The organism is Dokdonia sp. 4H-3-7-5 (assembly GCF_000212355.1).
In the GTDB taxonomy this organism is placed as follows: Bacteria; Bacteroidota; Bacteroidia; order Flavobacteriales; family Flavobacteriaceae; genus Dokdonia.
In genome coordinates this window covers 2,357,589-2,371,037 of record NC_015496.1, presented here as the reverse complement: position 1 = coordinate 2,371,037, position 13,449 = coordinate 2,357,589, and the positions used below count along the sequence as shown (strand labels likewise).

Annotated in this window: 12 protein-coding genes; 8 read left to right on the top strand and 4 right to left on the bottom strand. The window is 36.9% G+C overall.

Annotation, left to right across the window (positions count from 1 at the left end; translation table 11 throughout):
* Nucleotides 1-179 precede the first annotated feature (179 nt).
* Nucleotides 180-1,247, bottom strand: a complete 1,068-nt coding sequence (locus tag KRODI_RS10545; protein WP_013751597.1) for a PorV/PorQ family protein — start codon at nt 1,245-1,247, stop codon at nt 180-182.
* A gap of 123 nt (nt 1,248-1,370) precedes the next feature.
* On the opposite strand from KRODI_RS10545, the gene KRODI_RS10540 reads away from it, so the two are divergent.
* Together KRODI_RS10540 and KRODI_RS10535 are read left to right on the top strand one after the other, a co-directional pair.
* Nucleotides 1,371-2,093, top strand: a complete 723-nt coding sequence (locus KRODI_RS10540; protein ID WP_013751596.1) for a CDP-alcohol phosphatidyltransferase family protein — start codon at nt 1,371-1,373, stop codon at nt 2,091-2,093.
* A 43-nt stretch (nt 2,094-2,136) separates the two neighbouring features.
* The gene (locus KRODI_RS10535) at nt 2,137-3,600 is read left to right on the top strand and encodes an aminoacyl-histidine dipeptidase (protein ID WP_013751595.1); all 1,464 of its coding nucleotides are present in this window, start codon (nt 2,137-2,139) and stop codon (nt 3,598-3,600) included.
* Nucleotides 3,601-3,686: 86 nt separating this feature from the next.
* On the opposite strand, the gene KRODI_RS10530 is transcribed toward KRODI_RS10535, so the two are convergent.
* Genes KRODI_RS10530 through KRODI_RS10520 form a run of 3 tightly spaced genes read right to left on the bottom strand, consistent with a single transcriptional unit; the run spans nt 3,687 to nt 6,438 of the window.
* On the bottom strand, nt 3,687-4,859 hold the full coding sequence (locus tag KRODI_RS10530; RefSeq protein ID WP_013751594.1) for a peptidylprolyl isomerase: 1,173 nt from the start codon (nt 4,857-4,859) through the stop codon (nt 3,687-3,689).
* 14 nt (nt 4,860-4,873) lie between these two features.
* Nucleotides 4,874-5,425, bottom strand: coding sequence for a gliding motility-associated peptidyl-prolyl isomerase GldI (gene gldI / locus KRODI_RS10525; RefSeq protein WP_013751593.1), 552 nt, complete (start codon nt 5,423-5,425; stop codon nt 4,874-4,876).
* Entirely contained in the window at nt 5,422-6,438 is a 1,017-nt protein-coding gene (locus KRODI_RS10520; protein ID WP_013751592.1) for a DHH family phosphoesterase, read from the bottom strand. The genes gldI and KRODI_RS10520 overlap by 4 nt, the downstream gene beginning before the upstream one ends.
* A 232-nt stretch (nt 6,439-6,670) precedes the next feature.
* Between KRODI_RS10520 and KRODI_RS10515 the strand changes: the two genes are divergently transcribed.
* From KRODI_RS10515 to KRODI_RS15760, 6 genes are all read left to right on the top strand, one after another.
* The gene (locus KRODI_RS10515; protein WP_041295684.1) at nt 6,671-7,090 is read left to right on the top strand and encodes a nucleoside-diphosphate kinase; all 420 of its coding nucleotides are present in this window, start codon (nt 6,671-6,673) and stop codon (nt 7,088-7,090) included.
* A 438-nt stretch (nt 7,091-7,528) separates the two neighbouring features.
* Nucleotides 7,529-9,325 carry a translational GTPase TypA gene (gene typA / locus KRODI_RS10510; protein WP_013751590.1) on the top strand — a complete coding sequence of 599 codons (1,797 nt, stop codon included), beginning with the start codon at nt 7,529-7,531 and terminating at the stop codon, nt 9,323-9,325.
* A 224-nt stretch (nt 9,326-9,549) separates the two neighbouring features.
* Nucleotides 9,550-10,530: a GNAT family N-acetyltransferase gene (locus KRODI_RS10505; protein ID WP_013751589.1), complete on the top strand. Its 981-nt coding sequence runs from the start codon at nt 9,550-9,552 to the stop codon at nt 10,528-10,530.
* Complete coding sequence (locus KRODI_RS10500; protein WP_013751588.1) at nt 10,527-11,633, top strand: DegT/DnrJ/EryC1/StrS family aminotransferase; 1,107 nt, start codon at nt 10,527-10,529, stop codon at nt 11,631-11,633. The genes KRODI_RS10505 and KRODI_RS10500 overlap by 4 nt, the downstream gene beginning before the upstream one ends.
* Nucleotides 11,627-12,916 carry an O-antigen translocase gene (locus tag KRODI_RS10495; RefSeq protein ID WP_013751587.1) on the top strand — a complete coding sequence of 430 codons (1,290 nt, stop codon included), beginning with the start codon at nt 11,627-11,629 and terminating at the stop codon, nt 12,914-12,916. Before KRODI_RS10500 ends, KRODI_RS10495 begins: the two co-directional genes overlap by 7 nt.
* Complete coding sequence (locus KRODI_RS15760) at nt 12,909-13,448, top strand: DapH/DapD/GlmU-related protein (protein WP_013751586.1); 540 nt, start codon at nt 12,909-12,911, stop codon at nt 13,446-13,448. The genes KRODI_RS10495 and KRODI_RS15760 overlap by 8 nt, the downstream gene beginning before the upstream one ends.
* Nucleotide 13,449 lies beyond the last annotated feature (1 nt).

Below are 13,449 nucleotides of genomic sequence, written 5' to 3'. Positions count from 1 at the left end.
GTACTTTATAATACATGGATAACCTTTAATTACGTGCGTGAGGGATAGCAGTGGTTACCCTGCAGTGTTGTGGAGCGATAGCGCAGCATCACGAAGCGTATGAACGTATAGCCCGGTCACTAAACTTCAAGAATGAAATGAATGAAGGATAGGGGCACGCCCTGAGGGAAAGGAAAAAGCTATCTAAAAAGCTCCCAATCTAACTTTACAGAAAACACGTTAGAATAAATAGCGGCGCTCTGGTCACCTATATCTGTAAGAGCATAATCTACATGAATTCCCTTGTACTTGAATCCTACACCTATGTTAGGCTGAAAACCTATAGACGTAGAGTTATCAAGAGCAGTAAGTTCTTGGAAATTACCAAAGCCAGCTCTCACATAAACAAGTTCTGCATAGCCAAACTCTAGGCCCAAGGCAGGTGTTGCACTTACGGCAGACGATGATATAATGTCATTAGTTTGCGCAAATCTAAAATTCATATCTAGTTCTGCACGTAAGGAGTAATCATAATGAAAAATCCACTGGCGACCGAATCCTACTTGAAGTTTAGGGATGGTGATTTCTGTACTTTCTGGTAAGTCTTGATTTTGACCTTCGACGGCATCGCTTATGGTAGCAAACTCATCTTCATCAATACTCCACGCGTTTACTGTAGTGGTGATGTCTCGAGCCATAACTCCAAAATCCCAATCTCCTTTTTTCCATTGTAACCCTACATCAAGGCCAAAACCCCAGCTGTTTGCAAAATCACCTATCACACGACGTACCACTTTTGCATTCACACCTAGATTCAAACCATCTAGCGGTAATGCTCTTGCATAAGACACAGTAAAAGCATAATCTGCAGTAGAAAATAGACTGATACGATTGTAATCTATGTTTCCTTGATCGTCTATAAGTTGGGTAGTATTTAAAATATCATCAACTCCAAAACGTATTACAGAAATACCTATGGCGCTTCTATCATCAAGAGGTTTTGCAAAAGCGATGTAATCATAATTTGCAATATTTGCAAAATAGGAGGCGTGCATTAATGAGATCTGATTATCTTCTAGATTGACTAAACCTGCAGGATTCCAATAGCCTGCATTTACATCACTCGTACCAGCAACAACGGCATTACTCATACCAAGAGCGGCAGCATCAACACCAATATTTAAAAATTCATTCGAATATTTACGTACCGTTTGTGACACAGCAGTAACTGAAATGAGTAGAAATAGTATAGAAAGTGATTTTTTCAATAGCAGGATTTATGGGACAAATATCCCACTTTTAGTACACATTGTAAACAATAAAACGAGCTAGATATTGCACAAGCCTATATTAGTCGAAAATTCTTCCATACTTTTACTAAAAATTAAACAATGTCTATAAAGAGTTACGTTCCTAATGCAATTACAATGGGTAATCTGTTAAGCGGTTGTGTTGCGGTAGTTTTTGCTGTAAATGATCGTCTAGAGCTTGCTGCGATATTTGTAGCTCTTGGGATTTTCTTTGATTTTTTTGACGGCTTTTTTGCACGAATTCTTAATGCTTCAAGTGAGGTAGGATTACAATTAGATTCTCTTGCAGATATGGTTACTAGCGGTGTTGTGCCAGGAGTGGTTATGTATCAACTGCTAGAAGATGCTAGCGGTATTCCTTGGGGTGCGGCACTAGAAGAGCAGCACTTTCACTTGGGTTATATAGGTTTTGCAATAACGATGGCTTCGGCATATAGACTTGCAAAGTTCAATGTAGATGATCGTCAGACTAACTCGTTTATAGGACTTCCAACTCCTGCAAATACCTTGTTTATACTAAGCTTACCTCTTATATTGATGTTTGAAGAGTACGCTTTCGCGAAAGCGTTATTAGAAAATCCATACTCCCTTATAGTACTTACCGCATTAAGTTGTTTTATGCTCAATGCAGAGCTTCCATTATTTGCTTTAAAGTTTAAAAACTGGTCTTTTGGGGAAAACAAAGTGCGTTACCTCTTTTTACTTGCAAGTGTGTTACTGCTTGTGTTCTTCCAGTTTTTAGGGATACCTATCATCATCATTCTGTACATCCTTCTTTCTATTGTTTTTAAAGAGCAAGCGTAGTCTTTCATCTATGTAGCCATTATCTTTGTGTAAAACTTAGAAAATGGATAATCAAGAAATAAGAAATCTAGCCCCAAAGGCACTCTGGAATAAATTTGCAGATCTAAATGCTGTGCCTCGTCCTTCAAAAAAGGAGGAGCGCGTCATTGCGTTTATGAAAGACTTTGGTAAAAAATTAGGTTTAGAAACAATAGAAGACGAAGTAGGTAATGTGATCATAAGAAAACCTGCTACTGCTGGTCATGAGAACAAGAAAATGATTGTGATGCAGTCGCATCTTGACATGGTACATCAGAAAAATAATGACACCGATTTTGATTTTGATAATCAGGGTATCGAGATGTATGTAGATGGTGACTGGGTACGTGCAAAAGGAACTACACTAGGAGCAGATAACGGTCTTGGAGTGGCGACAATAATGGCTGTACTTGAAAGTACCACCATAGAACATCCAGCTATAGAAGCATTATTTACTATAGATGAGGAAACAGGTATGACTGGGGCGATGGGTCTTAAAGGAGGAATTCTTAAAGGTGACATCTTACTTAATCTAGATACAGAAGAAGATGACGAGATAGGTGTAGGTTGTGCAGGTGGTGTAGATATCACAGCTACTCGCAATTACCCAGAAGAAGGAATAGATGATGGTCTTGTAGCTTATAAAGTTACTGTAAATGGTCTTAATGGAGGTCACTCTGGAATGGATATCATCAAGGGACTTGGTAATGCAAATAAAATGATGAACCGCTTATTGCGCAGTGCATCAGAAAATTTTGATATACGTATTTCAAGCATTGATGGTGGAAGTTTGAGAAATGCAATCCCAAGAGAAAGTGTAGCTATCATTGCAGTAGATGAGAATCAGCTGGCAGCTTTTGAAGCAGATTTTCAGGATGTGGCAAGTGGTATTCAAGTAGAGTACAATTCGCTAGAAGAAAACCTTAGTATTACCGCAGAGAAAACAGATCACCCTGATAATGTAATGAACATGGAAGCTCAACAAGAGCTTATTAAAGCAATAAGTGCAGTTCATAATGGGGTCTATAGAATGAGCCCAGAGATAGAAAATCTAGTGGAAACTTCTAATAATATAGCTAGAGTGATTGTAAAAGATGGATCTATAAAAATAGGTTGTCTTACACGCTCATCAGTAGATAGCACAAAGGATGATCTCGCAAATGCTATTACAGCTACGTTTGAACTTGCAAACTTTGACGTAGCACTTTCTGGTGATTATCCAGGATGGGCTCCTAATATGGCGAGTCCTATCTTAAAGGTGCTAGAAGCAAAATATAAAGAGATCAATAATGAGAATCCACATGTAGCGGCTTGTCACGCAGGACTTGAATGTGGTATCTTAGGTCAGAATTATCCTGAGATGGATATGATTTCCTTTGGGCCTACTATTAAGGGAGCGCATTCTCCCGATGAAAGAGCAAGCATCTCTAGTGCTCAAAAGTACTGGGATTTTGTAATAGAAATATTGAAAGATATACCAGTTGCTTAACAGCTGATTATTTCTTCAAATCATTAGATAAAAAAAAGCTAGCCATCGTAGATGGATAGCTTTTTTAATAGGTTGTAATGTTTGTATTACTTTACAATCTCTACAAGTTCAATTTCAAATACAAGATCTGCCTTAGGAGGTATTGCACCAGGGTAACCTTGTGCTCCGTATCCTAAGTGGTAAGGGATGAATAGTGTTGCTTTATCACCTATAGACATTAATTGTAATCCTTCTTTAAATCCAGCAATAAGTCTAGCTTCTGGGCTATATACTGTTTCAAGAAGTTTGTATTGTCCAGCAGCTTTCTTACGGTCGTCTAGTTTATTATTTGCAGCAGCTACTTCTTCGCTACTTGTATCAAATAACTCTCCCGTTGTAAAGAAACCAGCATATTCTACTTTTACTTTTTGACCAGTATTAGGCTTTATTCCTTTTCCTTTTTGATCAAAGTAAATTCCTAATCCGCTAGGAAGTTCTTCAATTCCTTCTCTCTTAGCATCAAGTTCTGCTTTTTTACCAGCAAATTGCTTTGCTTTTTCGGCAGCTTCTTTTGCTTTGTTTTCTTCAAAGGCAGCTAGTTCATTTGTAAAGGTCTCACCAGCGTTGTAATTCTTTACATCACTTCCTTTTCTGATGATATTTACTTGCTGGATAATTACTGGAGTTTTTGGTTTTCCAGCACGTGGATCTTCAAGCTCTACCTCTGTAATAGCATCTACAACTTCTAGTCCAGTAACTACTTTACCCCATACTGTATGACAACTTACTCTAGGGTTATCGCAGTTTTTAAGATTTCCGTTTGAGTCATAACCATCAAGATGTGGTGTCGCTTTATGTGTAATAAAGAACTGACTTCCGTTAGTCGCATATCCAGAGTTTGCCATAGAAAGAACTCCTGCAGAATCATGTCTACGCTCAGGAGTAAGTTCGTCAAAGAACTTGTATCCAGGATCACCAGAACCTGTACCTGTAGGATCACCACCTTGAATCATAAAGTCCTTTATGATTCTATGGAAGGTTAATCCATTGTAAAATGGCTTACCAGCATATGTGCTATCTGCTAGAGGGTGTGTACCTTCTGCTAGCGCAACAAAATTTGCAACCGTTGCAGGGGCGTCATTATAAAAAAGCTCTGCAACCATGGTTCCCTTATCTGTGATGATTTCTGCATATAATCCATCTCCTAGATCTGGATATTTATCATTACATGAAAAGAGTGATAAAATTACTGCAACTAATAACATACTTGTTTTCTTCATTGTTTGTGATTTATTTATTCGTTTGATTGGTCTTTTATTTCAAGTAAAGTAACGGTACTACGCACTGGGGTATTGCTAGGTATTCTATCTTCAAAACCGTAATAGCCGTAAGCTTTATAACTAGGAAATAGAAATGTCATTGTTTCTCCTTCCTTCATTAATTTAAGTCCTTCCCTTATTCCGGTAATTATATCTGGATTACTTTGATCTATTTGAGTAACCGTATTTCCTAGTTCTTCTTGCGTAACAAGTTCCTTACCGTTGATTGTTGCGAGGTTGTAATTAAACAAAACAAGATCACCTACTTGAGGAGCTTGCTTACCTAGTGTATCTTTTGCAATATAAGAATACCAAAAACCATTAGGTGAAGGGTTATAGATGTTTAAAGTATCACTAGCTATAAATTTCTTAATAGCTGCTTCATCTTGAGCAATAAGCTCTTTGTTGCGAGAGATAGTTTCTGTCTTCACGTAAGATCCTGTTTTTTGAGAAACTGGTCTGCGAGCAACTGTCTCAGAGCATGAAACAATAAGGAATATAGAAAACAGAAATATTAAATTTCTCATGATGATAATTGGTCTTTATATGAAGGCAATAACTCTTTAAAGTTAGCAATAGTTTCTGCAAGTGCTACCTCGCTTCTTCCACCTGCGGCATTAGTATGTCCTCCACCATTATAATGAGCTCTAGCAAATTCATTTACAGAGAACTCACCTTTAGATCTAAGCGACATTTTTATAATACTATCTGCTTTATGTTCTATAAATATCACAGCAAATATAATGCCCTCTAGCGAAAGACAATAATTTACAAAACCTTCTGTATCCCCTTTTTGAAAATTATGGTCATCTAGCTCTTTCTGCGTCATAGTAATAAAAGCAGTTCTATACTCCCTTAAGACTACAAGATTATTAAGAGCAACACCTAGGAGTTGAAGTCTAGACTCGCTATTAGTATCGTAAATATTTTGGTGTATCTGGTCGTTATTTGCTCCTTTTTTAATAAGAGCAGCAATAACCTCGTGAGTAGTAGCGGTGGTAGATGAGAATCTAAAAGATCCAGTGTCTGTCATGATGCCTGTATACAAACAGCTAGCCATGTCTGCAGTAATTAGCTGCTCATCACCTAAAGCTTTTATGAAATGATATACCATCTCACAAGTACTGCTCATGGCAGTATCACTATAAGTAACCGCAGCATAATCTGCTGGTTGCTGGTGGTGGTCTATCATGATAAATGGAGCCTTGACATTATCAAGCACCTCTTCTAAGTCTCCTACTCTAGAAAAATGATTAAAGTCTAACGTAAATACGAGGTCCGCTGTTTTTATTGCATCCCTTGCATTAGTTGTATTAGATGTGTAAAAAAGTACATCGTCATGACCTGGCAGCCACTTTAAAAAATGTGGATACTCATTAGGCGCCACTACAACTGCCTTATGACCTTTTTTATTTAAATATGCTACAAGTGCAAGTGTACTTCCCATAGCATCTCCATCAGGATTTTTATGAGGAATTACAGCTATGCTTTTTGAGTCTTTAAGTAACTCTTTTGTTGTTGAGATTTGAGAGATATTCATAGTTTGCGAATATACAATTTCTGCTGTGCTCTATTTCTGCTTGTGATTAAATATTTAGCTTTTCAAGGAGATGAAAACTTAATATGGTGGTAACATTAAAAAGCAGTATTTTTGCACGCGATTTCAAGAAAGAGTTTTTACGCTTTCGCGAAAATTTTAAAAGCCCAACACGTGGGCATCTAAAAACTAAGTGAAGGTAGGGAGATAATACCGCCATTGCAGAAATTAAAGAATTATGACAAACAGAACTTTTACAATGATTAAGCCTGATGGCGTTGAAAACGGACACATCGGAGCAATCTTAGAAAAAATTACTGCTAGCGGTTTCCGTATTGTAGCAATGAAACTTACTCAAATGACGAAGGCAGACGCTGAGACATTTTATGCAGTACACAACGAGCGTCCATTTTTTGGAGAGCTTGTAGAGTTTATGACACGCGGACCTATCGTTGCAGCAGTTCTTGAAAAAGAAAATGCAGTAGCAGATTTCCGTACGCTTATTGGAGCAACAAACCCAGCAGATGCTGCAGAAGGTACTATCCGTGCTTTATATGCAACTTCTATGGGAGAAAATGCAGTACACGGTTCTGATAGTGATGAGAATGCAGCTATTGAAGGTGCTTTCCATTTTTCTGGACGTGAGATGTTTTAATTGCTAGCGCAATAAACATATACATATCTTACATGTGTTTTTACACACTAGGATTTATTTTAAATGCTTCTTCTATATAACATAGAAGAAGCATTTTTATTTACAGCTATTGTTGCGTTAAGGATAGTAGTGGTTACCCCACACGAATTGAGAACATCGAGCCATCTCACTTTTATGTGAGCTGATAGCGAGGTTTTCTTAATGAGGAGGAGTAAAAACGGATAGCCTGACCCGTAGGGTAACGCCCATATAATATGACGCCGTAATCGCTCTGAATAGTAGACTGATATATTAACTAAGCTGTTTTATTTCAATAATTTGAGTGCTTTTTGATTCATTTTAAAAGGAGAAAGCACATATAATATAGTAATAGTAAATATTTTAATTAAAAATACTTACTTTTGCACCGCCAAAAACACGGCATTAATACAACCCATTATGGACGTAAGGAATATCGCGATTATCGCCCACGTAGACCACGGTAAGACAACCCTGGTAGACAAAATTATGTATCACTGTGAGCTTTTTAGAGAAAACGAATCTAAAGGAGAACTTATTTTAGATAATAACGATCTTGAGCGTGAGCGCGGGATTACAATTACTTCTAAGAATGTTTCTGTAATGTACAAGGGAACGAAAATTAACATTATCGATACTCCTGGTCACGCCGATTTTGGTGGTGAAGTAGAGCGTGTATTGAATATGGCAGACGGTGTATGTCTTCTTGTAGATGCATTTGAAGGGCCTATGCCGCAAACACGTTTTGTACTACAAAAAGCTATTGACCTTGGTCTTAAGCCTTGTGTGGTGATTAATAAAGTAGATAAAGAAAACTGTACTCCAGATATTGTACATGAAAAGGTTTTTGACCTTATGTTCGAATTAGGTGCAGAAGAGTGGCAGCTAGACTTCCCTACTGTATATGGTAGTGCAAAGAATAACTGGATGAGTGACGACTGGGAGAAAGAAACAGATTCTATCGAGCCATTGTTAGAAATGGTTATGGAGCACATTCCAGTACCAGAAGTAAAGGAAGGTAACACACAGATGTTAATTACATCTTTAGACTTTTCTTCATTTACAGGACGTATCGCAATAGGACGTCTTAACCGTGGTGAACTTACAGAAGGTATGCAAGTATCTCTTGTAAAGCGTGATGGAACTATTAAGAAAACACGTATTAAAGAATTACACACTTTTGACGGTTTAGGTCGTTTAAAAGTACCAAGCGTTCAAGCTGGTGATATTTGTGCAATTGTAGGATTAGAAGGATTTGAAATAGGTGATACTGTTGCAGATTTTGAAAACCCAGAAGGTCTTGCAACTATCGATATTGATGAGCCTACAATGAGTATGCTTTTCTCAATTAACGATTCACCTTTCTTTGGAAAAGATGGAAAGTTTGTAACATCACGTCACATTAAAGATCGCTTAACAAAAGAGCTTGAAAAGAACCTTGCACTTCGTGTTAATGATACAGACAGTGCAGATAAATTCTTAGTGTATGGTCGTGGAGTAATGCACCTCTCTGTACTAATTGAAACAATGCGCCGTGAAGGATATGAATTACAAATCGGGCAGCCGCAAGTAATTATAAAAGAAATAGACGGAGTAAAATGTGAGCCTATAGAAGAGCTTACTATTGACCTTCCGGAAAATGTATCTGGTCGCGCTGTTGAGTTTGTGACAATGCGTAAAGGTGAAATGCTTTCTATGGAGGCAAAAGGAGAGCGTATGATTATTGAATTCTTAATTCCATCACGTGGTATTATAGGATTACGTAATCAACTACTTACTGCAACTGCAGGAGAAGCAATTATGGCTCACCGTTTTAAAGAATACCAGCCTTTTAAAGGAGATATTCCTGGACGTATATCTGGATCTTTAGTATCTATGGAAAATGGAAATGCAATTCCTTATTCTATCGATAAATTACAGGATAGAGGTAAATTCTTCGTATCTCCAGGTGAAGATATTTATGAAGGTCAAGTAATTGGTGAGAACTCTCGTCAAGATGACATGAACATCAACATCACAAAAGCTAAGAAGCAATCTAACGTACGTTCATCTGGTGCAGATGATAAGGCAAAGATTGTTCCTGCTATCAAGTTTTCATTAGAAGAGGCGCTAGAATATATTCAGAAAGATGAGTATGTAGAGGTTACTCCTAATCACTTGAGATTACGTAAAGTTTACCTTAAAGAGGTAGATCGTAAGCGTTTTAAAATAGCTTAAGAATCTTAGAAATAAAAATACTATAGAAAAAACCTACTCGTACTGAGTAGGTTTTTTTATGGGCAATAGTGATTGATACTATTTGTAGTGGCTTTTAAGTCTAGTATTTGAGGTAGCTCGTTTAAATTTCGAAAATCTATATACGCTGGCTAACATCTATCAAAACAACGATTATATATAATTATGTTTGTATTTTACAGTACTAATAGAGCAACTCCCAGTATTTGAAATCATCTTATACCATCCATAAGTTTCAACAAAAGGACACCATCCAGTGGAACGATTTTGTCGCGCTATCGTGCAACGCAACATTTCTTCATAATAGGGCATTTATGGAGTATCATTCTGATCGTTTTATAGATAACTCACTGATGATTTATAAGAACAAAAAAGTAGTCGCACTGCTACCGGCAAATCTTAAAGGAGAAACAATCTATAGTCATCAAGGACTTACTTATGGAGGATTATTAATGCTAGCCTCCCTCAAGATTGCGGACGTACTAGAGTTATTTAAAGAGCTACTCACTTATTTAGAGTCCATAAATATCCAGACGCTTTACTTAAAGCAGATTCCTAGTTTTTACAATCGTTTGCCTAGCGAAGGACTAGACTATCTTTTACAACTCGTTCAAGGGGCTTGCTATAGAGTGGATAGCGCCTCAGTCATTGATTATAGAAATGACATACAGATTCAATCTAATAGGCTTGAAGGTGTAAAGAAAGCTCAAAAACACGATTTACTTATTAAAGAAGAAGATAATCTTGAAGATTTCTGGGATGTTATATTAATTCCTAACCTTAAAGAGCAACATAATGCGGAACCTACACACTCTATAGAAGAGATAACCTTATTAAAGAAAGCGTTCCCTAATAATATTAGACAGTTTAATGTTTACCATAATGGGCAAATTGTTGGTGGTGCTACAATATTTGAGACAAGTACTACAGCACATGTCCAGTATATCTCGGCAAATAGTAAAAAGCAAACTTTAGGTACATTAGACTTTCTCTTTAATCATCTTATAAAAATTACCTTTAAAGACAAGCGGTATTTTGATTTTGGAACATCAAATGAGAATGCAGGAAAACAACTCAATAAAGGACTTACTTATTGGAAGGAATGTTTTGGCGCACGTACTTTTGTGCATCGAAACTTTAAAATAAACACTGCAAATCATATCTATTTAAATAACGTACTGGTATGATTCCATTTTTAGATCTTAAGAAAATAAATGCTCCCTTTGAACAGGAGTTTAAAAACAAGTTCGATTCCTTTTTAGCGGAAGGTTGGTTTGTACTAGGAGAAGAGGTGCAACTCTTTGAAGCAGAATATGCTCAGTATTGTGGAACAACACATTGTGTAGGTACAGCAAATGGTCTCGATGCTTTACGACTCATTTTTGAAGGCTATAAAATCTTAGAACAGCTTCAGGAAGGAGACGAGGTTTTAGTTGCAAGTAATACGTATATCGCTACGATTATCGCTATTAAGCAAGCTGGTTTGATTCCAGTATTAGTAGAAGCTTCGTTACTTACATATAATTTCGATTTTGAAGATCTAGAACATAAAATTACTCTTAAAACGAAAGTAGTGTTACCTACACACTTGTATGGGAAACTTACGGATATGGAAAGGATTAACGCTTTCGCGAAAGCGTATAACCTATTTGTAATTACAGATTGCGCACAATCACACGGAGCGAAGGATGTTAAAGGAAATCGCAGCGGATCACTAGCAGATGCGAGTGCACACAGTTTTTACCCTACTAAAAATCTAGGAGCCTTAGGAGATGCCGGAGCAATTACCACAGATAATGAATCGCTGGCTCAGGTGGTAAAAAAATATAGAAATTACGGCTTTAAAGAACGCTATGTAGCCGAATATGCAGGAGTTAATTCTAGACTTGACGAGTTACAAGCGGCCTTCTTGAGAATAAAATTAAGAGAATTAGACATACAAAATCAAAAACGTCGTGAGATTGCGATCCAATATCTCAGTAAGATTGATAATAAACATATTTTACTACCTCAATTAGATAAAGAGGAAAATCATGTGTGGCACTTGTTTGTGATACGAAGTGTTTATCGAGATCAATTACAGACACACTTACAAAATCAAGGGATAGGGACTAATATTCATTATCCAGTTCCTCCTCATAAACAAGAGGCACTTAGCGAGTACAATATGCAATCATTTCCCGTTTGTCAGCAATTGCATAATGAGGTACTTAGTATTCCTCTATCACCAGCATTATCAGAGGAAAATGTTGAGGAAATTATAACAGCGCTAAACAACTTTAGATGCTAAGTAAAATACGCGCTAGTATAGGTAATAATACTCTTTTAAAGATAGGCTCGATAAATGCTGTGAGTGTAATTCTTCAAATTTTAGGAGGTCTTATAACTTCAAAACTTATTGCTATTTATCTAGGAGAGCGTGGCATGGCATTGCTAGGTTATCTGCGCAATTTTATTACTTCGGCTCAAGCTGCAGGAAATCTAGGTTTGTCTAACGGTATTGTCAAGTATGTAGCTACCGGTGATGAGAAGAGTCATTTATTGTCAAAATTATTATCTACAGTTGTTATTGTGAGTCTCGTTGCGACTTTAATTGTATCGTCGGTGTTATATGTAGGCGCAACATATTTTAATACACAGGTTTTTGGAGAAAGGACACAGTACATATACGTATTTAAATTGCTAGCTATAGCCTTGCCGTTTATAACACTTAACGGTATTCTGCTAGCCGTTATTAATGGGCAGTCGGCTTATAAGAAGGTGGTTAACATTCAAATATTTTCTAATCTTTTAGGTCTTGCTATAGCGGTGTTAAGTATTGTATACTACGGTGTGCAAGGTGCACTATTTGCACTAGTTATAAGTCCAGCAGTGATACTTGTGATTACCTTAATTGCATTAGGAAAGCAAGGTGATGTATTGAGAAGTATTTTATGGTCAAACTTTGATACAGCAGCGCTACTAAAGCTAGGATCGTACACACTTATGGCTTTGTTCTCTATGATTGTGCTGCCGCTCGTATACATTGCCATACGTAAAGAGATAGGTGATGGTGCTGGTTACTGGGATGCAATGACCAGAATATCTAGTTATTATGTGAAGTTTGTCGCCACACTAATGACGTTGTATATACTTCCTCAACTCGCAAAGGCAAGTACAGACGCATCCTTCAGAAAGGAGATATTTGGGTTTTATAAAACTGTTCTTCCACTCTTTGGAGTTGGACTTGTGGTAATATTTCTACTACGTCATTTTATTATAGGACTTGTTTTTACCGAAGATTTTATCCCCATGACGCATCTTTTTAAATGGCAGCTCTTAGGTGATTTTTTTAAGGTAGCTTCCATCGTGATAGGATATCAAATTATTGCAACAAACAATCTAAAGTTATTTTTAATAACAGAGATAATATCTCTAGGAGTAATCTATTGTTCTGGAATTTACTTGGTGCGTAAATTTGGATATGAGGGAGCGTCTATGGGACATTGCTTTAGTTATTTTATACATTTATTGGTATTACTGTTTATCTTTCGGAAACCATTATTTGGTAAAATAATTGCAGCAAGTGAGTAGACTTAGTAACATATTACAATCCTTTAGAATATGGAAGTATAAAATACTTTCATCACATAAAAGTATAGATGGCCATGCGGTACTTCATCAACCTGCGCAAATTAATGGTAAAGGAAAAGTATGCTTTCGCGAAAGCGTACATATAGGTGTTATCAATTCGCCATTATTTTATAATACCTATGCGTATATAGAAGCAAGGAAAGTGGGCAGTGAGATTATCTTTGGGAAAGACGTTGCTATTAATAATAACTTTTGTGCGATTGCAAATGAGTCTTCTATAACTATAGGAGACAGAACAACCATAGGTTTAAATTGTAGTATTTATAATTGTAATTTTCATAGTCTTAATCCCGAATACCGAAGATCAGATACAGGGTCTAGCGCAGCTGTGACTATAGGTGAGAATGTTTTTATAGGAAATAATGTGAGTATCTGGAAAGGTGTAACTATAGGAGATAATGCCGTGATAGCGTCAGGAAGTAAGGTTACAGTAAATGTAGCTGCGGGAACAACGTTTTCTAGCTTTTCTTAAA

Coding starts and splice junctions, on each gene's coding strand:
- KRODI_RS10540 (WP_013751596.1), top strand. CDS start 1,371: ATGTCTATAAAGAGTTACGTTCCTAATGCAATTACAATGGGTAATCTG.
- KRODI_RS10535 (WP_013751595.1), top strand. CDS start 2,137: ATGGATAATCAAGAAATAAGAAATCTAGCCCCAAAGGCACTCTGGAAT.
- KRODI_RS10530 (WP_013751594.1), bottom strand. CDS start 4,859: ATGAAGAAAACAAGTATGTTATTAGTTGCAGTAATTTTATCACTCTTT.
- gldI (WP_013751593.1), bottom strand. CDS start 5,425: ATGAGAAATTTAATATTTCTGTTTTCTATATTCCTTATTGTTTCATGC.
- KRODI_RS10520 (WP_013751592.1), bottom strand. CDS start 6,438: ATGAATATCTCTCAAATCTCAACAACAAAAGAGTTACTTAAAGACTCA.
- typA (WP_013751590.1), top strand. CDS start 7,529: ATGGACGTAAGGAATATCGCGATTATCGCCCACGTAGACCACGGTAAG.
- KRODI_RS10500 (WP_013751588.1), top strand. CDS start 10,527: ATGATTCCATTTTTAGATCTTAAGAAAATAAATGCTCCCTTTGAACAG.
- KRODI_RS10495 (WP_013751587.1), top strand. CDS start 11,627: ATGCTAAGTAAAATACGCGCTAGTATAGGTAATAATACTCTTTTAAAG.